We start from the raw sequence: 8,117 nt of genomic DNA, 5'->3' as shown, positions 1-8,117 counted from the left end.
TTCTTCCACTCTGGAAGAGCACAATAAGGCAGTGCGACGCTACCAACTATCGCGACGGAGCGACTACCGCTCAGCGCCAAAAGCAGAGCAAAGCAGCGGGGAGACTGACTGATGCTAACTACTTCCGGTCGTTTTATTACGTTTGAAGGTGGTGAAGGTGTTGGTAAGTCGACCAATATTCAGGCGGTTGCAAGGCACCTCGAATCGCAGGGAATCTCTGTGGTGGTGACTCGCGAACCGGGCGGAACCCCGATCGCTGAAAAAATCCGTAACGATCTTCTGAAAGCGCATCATGAAGAACCTATGTCTGATATGACAGAGTTACTCCTGATGTTTGCGGCACGTGCTCAGCACGTCGATGCCGTTATCCGGCCTGCGCTGGAGCGCGGTGACTGGGTCCTGTGTGACCGCTTCACCGATTCTACTATCGCCTACCAAGGCTATGGGCGAGGTCTTTCTCACGACAATATCGAGCAGCTTAAAGCGCTTGCGCAGGGCGGTGTTGAACCACACCTGACGTTGCTACTTGATGCGCCGGTGGCGATTGGTATGGGGCGTGCCCGAGCCCGGGCTGAGGATCTGGCAGAAGAGACTGATCGTATTGAGGCTGAAGCCATGTCATTTTTCGAAAAGGTCCGGCTGGGGTTCCTGGCACTGGCCGAGCGTTATTCGAGATTTCGGGTCATTGATGCGACCGCTCCGCTTGAACAAGTGACTGAGCAAGTCCTGAAAGTGGTTGCAGGCGAGTTAGAAGACAAAAAACAACAGGTGGAATCCTGATGTCTCTTTATCCCTGGCAGGTGGATGCCTGGAGTTCTCTTGTACGTCGCCACCGCACTGCTGGCCTGCCACACGCGCTGCTGATAACAGGCAGTGCAGGCATCGGTAAGCATGAGTTATCACTGAATGTCGCGCGTTGGTTGTTGTGTCAGAATCCTGCGGACGAGGCGTGCGGGCAGTGCCACAGTTGTCAGCTTTGGGCGGCGGGCAGTCACCCCGATTTTATGCTTTGCCAGCCGGAAGAAAACTCAAAGCAGATTCGTATCGACAATGTTCGCAAAGTGAATGAGCTGATTTTTCAAACGCCTCAGATCAGTCAGTGTCAGGTCGTCATTCTTCGCCCTGCGGAGGTTATGAACGTAAATGCGGCCAACGCATTGCTTAAGACCCTGGAAGAGCCCCCGGGTGAAAGCTTTATCCTACTTGAAACAGAGCGCTTTGGTTCTGTTCTCCCTACCATTCGCAGCCGCTGCCAGCGTATCAATCTGGCCCTGCCATCTTATGATGCATCGAAAGACTGGCTGCAGGATCAGGGGGTAGGCTCAGCTGATGCCGACATGGCACTGGCGAGAAATGGCGGTGCTCCTGTCGCTGCCATGAATTGGCTGAGCAGCGGTGTCGCGACGGTTCAGGAAAAATGGGTCTCGGAATTACAACAATGGACTACGTCGTCTTTGCCTCTCGATAAAATTGCCTCGTCCTGGAGTAAGCTGGAGTTCCAGACGGTTATACAATGGTTTTACCAGTGGTCTTGCGATGTCCTGAAGGCGGCGTGTGGTGCGGAGGCAAAACATCTTCAGTTTGCAGGGCCAGTCACAGAACTTATGGACGCTTATGTTGTGAAGCGGGAAATGCTGGTAACCTTTCAGAAAAAATTACAACAAATACTCGGTCAGCTGATGTCAGGTGCTTCCCACCATAACAAAACGCTGACCCTGGAAACCTTGTTGCTCGAGTGGCAGGCGTTGACTGAAGCAAAAGCGGGAGTAATTGCATGAACCCAGGCGGTCGGAATGGCATCCTGTCATTAACCATCAAAGATAAATCAGTCCTGTATGCTGCCTATATGCCGTTTATTAAAAACGGTGGGCTCTTCATTCCAACAAGTAAACAGTATCAGTTGGGAGACGAAGTCTTCATGCTGCTGAAGTTGATGGATGAGCCTGAGAAGATCCCTGTTGCCGGTAAAGTCGTTTGGGTAACGCCCAAGGGGGCGCAAGGCAATAAAGTTGCAGGCGTCGGCGTCCAGTTCAATGATGAAGATGATATTGCCCGCAACAAGATAGAAACCTACCTTGCTGGCGCAATTAAATCAGACCGTATGACGCATACTATGTAGTGTCTGGGGCTTGTCTGGAAAGTTTAATTACCAAAGACACTCTTCCGCAGCGATGCTGACCGCTTGCTGCAGGCGATAGAGAGGCGTATGGAAGTGAGGCGAAAAGCGGATTCCTCCACCGCGGTGCATACAGATAACTCCTTTACTCATTAATGCTTGCCACACTTCTTTGGGCGATCGTCCGTTCGTCCCGAATGTCACAATTCCAGAGCGCCCTCTGCTGTGAGCTGGTGTGATGATTTCAGCTCCAGCATCAGATAACAGACCACATAACGAATCCGCTTTGCTCAGAACTGCTGCCTCAACGTTTTCTATGCCTGTATTCAGAAGAAGACTGGTGCTCGCATGGAGTGCATGTGCAGCCAGAAGGTTGGGGCTCCCACACTCAAAACGCATTGCTGTATCGGCGACCTCCCAGCTGGCCTGGTTGTAGTCACCGGCGTGCTTGATCATGTGCCAGCCATACTCATTGAGTGACAGATCGATCATTCGCTCTTCCCGGACATAGAAAAAGCCCAGCCCTTCAGGGCCCAGCAGCCACTTGTGACCATCTGCCATGGCAAAGTCGCACTGTATTTCTTCGACATCAAACCTGAGAGCACCGACGGCCTGGATCGCATCGACACAGAACAGAACTCCCGCTGCTTTGCAGGCCTCGCCAATTTTGGACCAGCGGGGGCATTTGAACGAAAACCTACGGTTTTGACTCCCAGGCCCTCCGCGTAACCGTAGGTTTCCGAATAATCACCCCTTCCCCTCATCTTCAATAAAGTACGTACCATTGGGCAACACATGCTTATAGGGCAATAACGAGATATGGGATAAGGTCTTGTCGTCGATATCCTCCCCCTGCTGCCGGAGCTGCTCAACCACGTCATTTATCTTGATCGTGTTCCAGTACAGAATGGCATTGGATACAAAGCTGAGGCTGCTGGCCTTGTTCATGATTTCCTCATAGTCCCCAGTGGTGAATTCACCCTGGTCCGCAAAGAATATCCAGCGCGGCAGTTTGTGCCGGTATTCCCCTTTATTCAGTTGCCGCTGGACGGTTTGGCGCAGGTCTTTGTCAGTTAGGTACCGCAGAATGTATTCGGTCTTGATGATCCGGCCCAGGTTGGTAAAGGCCTTGGTGAGGCGATCGGAGGGTGAACTGTTGGTCAACCGTTGAACGATGACGTGTGCTGGCGCAGTTTTTTGTTTCAGAGAAATGACCACCCGCATCATGTATTCCCATTGCTCCTCAATAATCGCCAAATCAGCTGTTTTCGTGAGTAAATGGTTGAGGTCACCGTAATCGACGGATTTGTCGATACGGTATAGCTGCTGATCCTTCAGATCCCGAATGCGTGGCATAAAGTAGAAGCCGAGCAAATGACAGAGGGCGAAGACGATTTCAGTGTACCCATGCGTATCGGTGGTGTGCTCTCGGATTTTCAGAATTGTGTTGTTTTCCAGCAGACCGTCCAGAACATACAGGGCTTCACGAGGGCTACAGGAAATGATCTTGGTGCTGAACACGGAATATTGATCGGATACGTGGGTGTAGATCCCGATGGCTTTTTCATAGTAGCCGTAATAGCGGGGATAGTATGAAGCCAACAGGCTGTCGGCGCGGATTTTAAAGCGTTGCGCATCTGAAGAGGACAATGTACCGGAGCCATACACCGCACTCAACGGCAGCTCATGGTGTTGATTCACAATTTCAGCACTGGCGTTGATCAGGGTTTCTTCGCGAATATAGTATTGCAGGATATGCCTTAGCATATCGACAGTAACGCCATTGACGCTGTTACTCATGGACACGACGCCCAGGTTTGTGGCTTGTGAAATAATGGCAGCCATCAGGCTTTTGTAAAAGTTTTTGGGCCGTGACTGGTGATATTGGATAGGGACAAAGTGACGACTGTAATGCGTCATTTGATCCACCTCCATCAGCAATTGCTCGATGCGTATGCTGGGCATATGCGCATCGATCACCTTTTGCAGTTGGTTGACTTTATCTGGTACGTCCAGCTTGTCGTCACGCTTGAGTTTCAGCCGGCCATTGTGTATCTCGGCGAAATTATCCAGTCCAAAACGCTTTTGCGCTGCTGACACCGCTTCGTGGAACTGGGTTGAAATGGCGGAACGCACTTCGTGTGGCAAAGGCTGCTGTAGCTCGGTATAGACGGTGTGTTTGGTTTCATCCCAGTTGGGCTCGTTCAAGGTCAGATCCCAGAACGACACATGCTGTTTGCTCTGTGGTAAATACAAATCGCCGGAACGCAACGCATCTTTCATCGCGAGAGCAAGGCCCATTTCTCAAACATTGCGATTGATGTTGCCGGTTTGATCTTTAAGGCTGCGACGCAGCTCGCGGGGAATGAACGCAGTCGGTGTATTCTCCGGCAGTTTTTTCAGATCGCCGTCATCCAACTGCCGGACGAACTGGATGGCTTTTATCAGTGGCCCAGAACCTTTCGCCACTTCAAACGGTAACCGTATAAAGTCGGAAAAATACTTTCGTAAACTGGGGTAACGGGTCAGCAACAAATCGCAGTAGCCGCATTCTTCCAGGCGTTTAAAAATGTGCAGGTCGTCAATGGAGGCTAGCAAGTGTTTCTCGTCAATACGCTGCCATAAGTCATTCTTGTACAACGGCTGTTCATCCGGCCATTCCAGCAAAACATGCGTGGTATCGAGCACGGCGTCGATAGCTTTCTTCTGGCGTTTACGAAATTCCTTATGCTTCTTGTCGTGACTGTTTTTGGTTTGCCGACACAGCTCCGTCATGTACTGATCGTGCATTTTAACTAGGTGATCGAGCAATATCTTTCGGGATTCCAGCAGGAAACACACCATCAGGGCATAGCGCTTATGATCCTTGAAGCGTTTCATGTCCTTGGCGCTGTAGCGCTTGGTCAATCGGTACAGGTAGTGAAGAAAGGTGGTATCAATGAGCTTTTCCTCGAATGCATTAATACCGGTAGCCACCAGATTGTCGTAGCGCTCAAGGTAGCGCTTCAGCGATGAAATTTTGGCAGCGGGTGGATATTCCTTAAGCTGATTGAAATAGGTTCGTTGATTGCCGCCTGAAGTTTGCAGCAGATCATCGATAGCCTCTCGCAATTCAGGCGACATCTGTTCAAACACTTGCTCAAAGAGCTGAGCATGGACCTGGTTGCAGATGCGAACGATTTGCCGTTCGATGGTGGTGGGCCCCGGTAAAACAATCCGATTCAACAGCAGGTAGCGCTCTGCCCGATGAAAGAGTTCATCCGGCAGTAACCCCTGGTGTGCCTGAGCTTCGACCCAGCGATCCAGATCGGCTTCCACCTTGACATCAAAACGCCTGAATCCCAGGTATTTGAGGATGTTATTGCGGTGTTCCAATAAGGTGGCTTCCCGTTCGGGCACTTCCACAGTGAGCGCTGGCGGTAAATCGAGTTGGCTGCTGAGGTAGCTGACCACGCGGGACGAGAGATCGCTGAGCTGGTTCAGAAAGCGGCCATAGAGGCGCATGGCACAGAGCTGGATGGCAACGCCCAAGCGGTACTGTTTGCGGTATTTGTTAACCATCTGGCAGTCGCGGCGATTCAGGGTCCAGTCGCGAACCATTTCCTCGTCGGAAAAGCGTTGCGGCAATATCAGTGGCTGATAGCGTTGTTGGTTGGTCAAAAACTGCTCTTTGGCTGTCATGAGCGCCTCATCGGTTTGTGGTCACGCCAACTACTCCTATAGAGTTGTTTTTATTTGTGTTTTTATGATGCCGACAGTGGGTACTGCCATCTTTCACATTTGGACGGCATTGTAATAACGATTGGACGATAATAGAATATCAGGTAGCCGAATTACAACTCCTGTTTAGCCGGAAGTCCATTTATGTACCCTCGTTATTCTGAACTCCACGTCAAAGAAGCGCTGAGCGACACGCCCGTCGTGTTTATCATGGGGCCCCGTCAGACCGGTAAAACCACCCTGGTGAAGACCTTGATGGATGAAATGGGGGCCGAGCAATGGACCTACATCACCTTGGATGACCAGGCCCAGTTTGAGATTGCCCAAGCCGATCCGGTGGGCTTTATTCGCAACCTGCCAGCCACCCGCATTGCCCTGGACGAAGTGCAACGCCTGCCGGAGTTGTTCGTATCCATCAAGCAGGCAGTGGACGAACAGCGTACACCCGGTCGATTTCTGCTGACGGGCTCCGCCAATGCCTTGTTACTGCCGAGGCTCTCCGACTCTCTGGCGGGCCGGATGGAATCGGTGCGCTTGATGACGCTCTCGGAGTGTGAGATCCAGGGGCAGCAACCGACATTTCTCTCTAAGCTGTTGAACCGGGAAGCTCCTTCAACCCAGTCCATCCGTGTTAGGGAGCACATCCTGAACCGATTGGTCACCGGTTGTTTTCCGGAGCCGCTACAGCGCGCCAGTGAACGACGCTCCCAGGCCTGGTATCAGCAATACCTGAGCACTCTGGTGCAACGGGATATTCGTGATCTGACCCACATTGATCATCCGGATTTAATGGGCAAGTTGCTCAAGCTCACCGCCTTTTACGCCGGTAAACTGGTCAATCTCACCGAATTGGGGGGCAAACTGGGACTGGATCGGCTGACCATCAAAAAATATATGGCACTGTTGGAGCAATTGTTTCTGGTGGAGCAATTGCCCGCCTGGCATTCCAACGAATATAAACGGCTGGTGAAGACACCCAAACTGCATTCCGTCGATACTGGCCTGATGTGCGCCGTGCGAGGCCTCAACCGGGACCGTCTGCTCAAACAACCGGGAGATTTTGGTCTGCTGTTGGAAACCTTCGTTTATAACGAATTGCGCAAGCAAGCGGTTTGGGTGGACGAACCATTGAGTTTTTACCATTACCGGGATAAGGACAAAGTGGAGGTGGACGTGATTATCGAGAACGCCATGGGTGACTGCTTCGCCATCGAGGTGAAGGCGGCAGCGACCTTAAGTGCGAAGGATTTTACCGGACTGAAACGGTTTCAATCCGTGGCTGCCGATCGCTTCAAGATCGGTATTCTGCTCTATGACGGCGACCATACGACAGCCTTTGGTGACAATCTTTATGCCGTACCACTGGGAGCCCTTTGGGCTTAACCACGCCATAATTCAAGCAACCGTGTATGACGGCTTTGTAATTATACCGTCATCTGGTTGACAGACTTGTGTTTTACTATTTACTGAGAAGGTATTTTTTATGGTTGGTGCAATTTATTTTTCAGTTTAGCGGTAACGAAATAACAAGTTTTTTGATCCACCTCAACGCATGAAGTGGAACGAAAGATTGAACATTCAGACGAAATATATAGACTTATCAGATATAAATAATGAGTTGTATCATCTCAGTATGCAATTGAACAGATTTGGGTTTTACATGGCAATCTTCGCGTTACTGGCTTTTACCAGCCAGTCGTTTGCCGTTGTGAAGTTGCCCTGCGAACAGATGACTCATCATTCCACCGCTCATGCAATGGCAGCAACAATGGATATGGCCCATATGAACCACGCTGCGGCCGATAATGCCAAGGCCAAAGGCTGTTGCAGCCAGGACGATTGTTCTCAGATGGACTGTGTTTCTGCCAGTGTTGCGGTGGTAAGTACACTGTCGCCGTTTTCCGTTCAGTTTTCTCAAACTCTCAATACAGAATATTCGGTTTCCTTCCTTACTCAGGAAGTTTCCTCGCTATTCCGTCCCCCCATTTCCCGTTGATATAGGGTTGGTACGCCTGAAATTTAGGCCTCTACCCACTTATCCTTATCAAGCGGGAGTCGACAAAACTCCCAAAACAGTTGTTTAAAACGCGTGATCGTCACTGAATGCGCTCATCGCGTCTTATGATTGGGAGTTACCATGAAACCTTTACCTGATTATCTGCGCCATCTTGCGCTGATAGTTTCCCTGTTATTCCTCGCTGCCTGTTCGGAGGGCGAAAATCATGCCGCTAAAGCCGCATCGATTGCCACACTGGATGTTTACAAAAGCCGCACCTGCCAG

8 protein-coding genes are annotated in these 8,117 nt (G+C 50.8%); 5 read left to right on the top strand and 3 right to left on the bottom strand.

All coding sequences use genetic code 11. The features are described 5' to 3' along the window. Positions 1-111: 111 nt before the first annotated feature. Genes tmk through B2067_RS10945 form a run of 3 tightly spaced genes read left to right on the top strand, consistent with a single transcriptional unit; the run spans position 112 to position 2,119 of the window. Positions 112-780 (top strand): dTMP kinase, encoded by a 669-nt coding sequence (gene tmk, locus B2067_RS10955; RefSeq protein WP_068443475.1) that lies wholly within the window; start codon positions 112-114, stop codon positions 778-780. After that, positions 780-1,778, top strand: coding sequence for a DNA polymerase III subunit delta' (locus B2067_RS10950; RefSeq protein ID WP_068443478.1), 999 nt, complete (start codon positions 780-782; stop codon positions 1,776-1,778). The genes tmk and B2067_RS10950 overlap by 1 nt, the downstream gene beginning before the upstream one ends. Continuing rightward, positions 1,775-2,119 (top strand): PilZ domain-containing protein, encoded by a 345-nt coding sequence (locus B2067_RS10945; protein WP_068438521.1) that lies wholly within the window; start codon positions 1,775-1,777, stop codon positions 2,117-2,119. The genes B2067_RS10950 and B2067_RS10945 overlap by 4 nt, the downstream gene beginning before the upstream one ends. A gap of 27 nt (positions 2,120-2,146) precedes the next feature. On the opposite strand, the gene B2067_RS10940 is transcribed toward B2067_RS10945, so the two are convergent. The 3 genes from B2067_RS10940 to B2067_RS10930 all read right to left on the bottom strand — a co-directional run bounded on the left by B2067_RS10940 (position 2,147) and on the right by B2067_RS10930 (position 5,797). Continuing rightward, positions 2,147-2,782, bottom strand: coding sequence for an aminotransferase class V-fold PLP-dependent enzyme (locus B2067_RS10940; protein ID WP_301388470.1), 636 nt, complete (start codon positions 2,780-2,782; stop codon positions 2,147-2,149). A gap of 81 nt (positions 2,783-2,863) precedes the next feature. Further along, positions 2,864-4,417, bottom strand: coding sequence for a Tn3 family transposase (locus tag B2067_RS10935; protein WP_301376558.1), 1,554 nt, complete (start codon positions 4,415-4,417; stop codon positions 2,864-2,866). 3 nt (positions 4,418-4,420) lie between these two features. Next, a complete protein-coding gene (locus B2067_RS10930; RefSeq protein ID WP_301388468.1) occupies positions 4,421-5,797 on the bottom strand; it encodes a DUF4158 domain-containing protein in 1,377 nt (458 codons plus the stop codon). Between the two features lie 183 nt (positions 5,798-5,980). Here B2067_RS10930 and B2067_RS10925 point away from each other — a divergent pair, with 183 nt between their 5' ends. Together B2067_RS10925 and B2067_RS10920 are read left to right on the top strand one after the other, a co-directional pair. Further along, the gene (locus B2067_RS10925) at positions 5,981-7,219 is read left to right on the top strand and encodes an ATP-binding protein (RefSeq protein WP_156872785.1); all 1,239 of its coding nucleotides are present in this window, start codon (positions 5,981-5,983) and stop codon (positions 7,217-7,219) included. A 187-nt stretch (positions 7,220-7,406) separates the two neighbouring features. Continuing rightward, positions 7,407-7,832: a hypothetical protein gene (locus tag B2067_RS10920; protein ID WP_301388466.1), complete on the top strand. Its 426-nt coding sequence runs from the start codon at positions 7,407-7,409 to the stop codon at positions 7,830-7,832. The last annotated feature ends 285 nt before the right edge of the window (positions 7,833-8,117 follow it).

It is taken from the genome of Thalassolituus sp. UBA2590, assembly GCF_002339775.1.
Classification (GTDB): Bacteria; Pseudomonadota; Gammaproteobacteria; order Pseudomonadales; family Oceanobacteraceae; genus Thalassolituus.
Note: the sequence above shows the minus strand (reverse complement) of the source record. Positions and strands in the feature narration are given on the sequence as shown.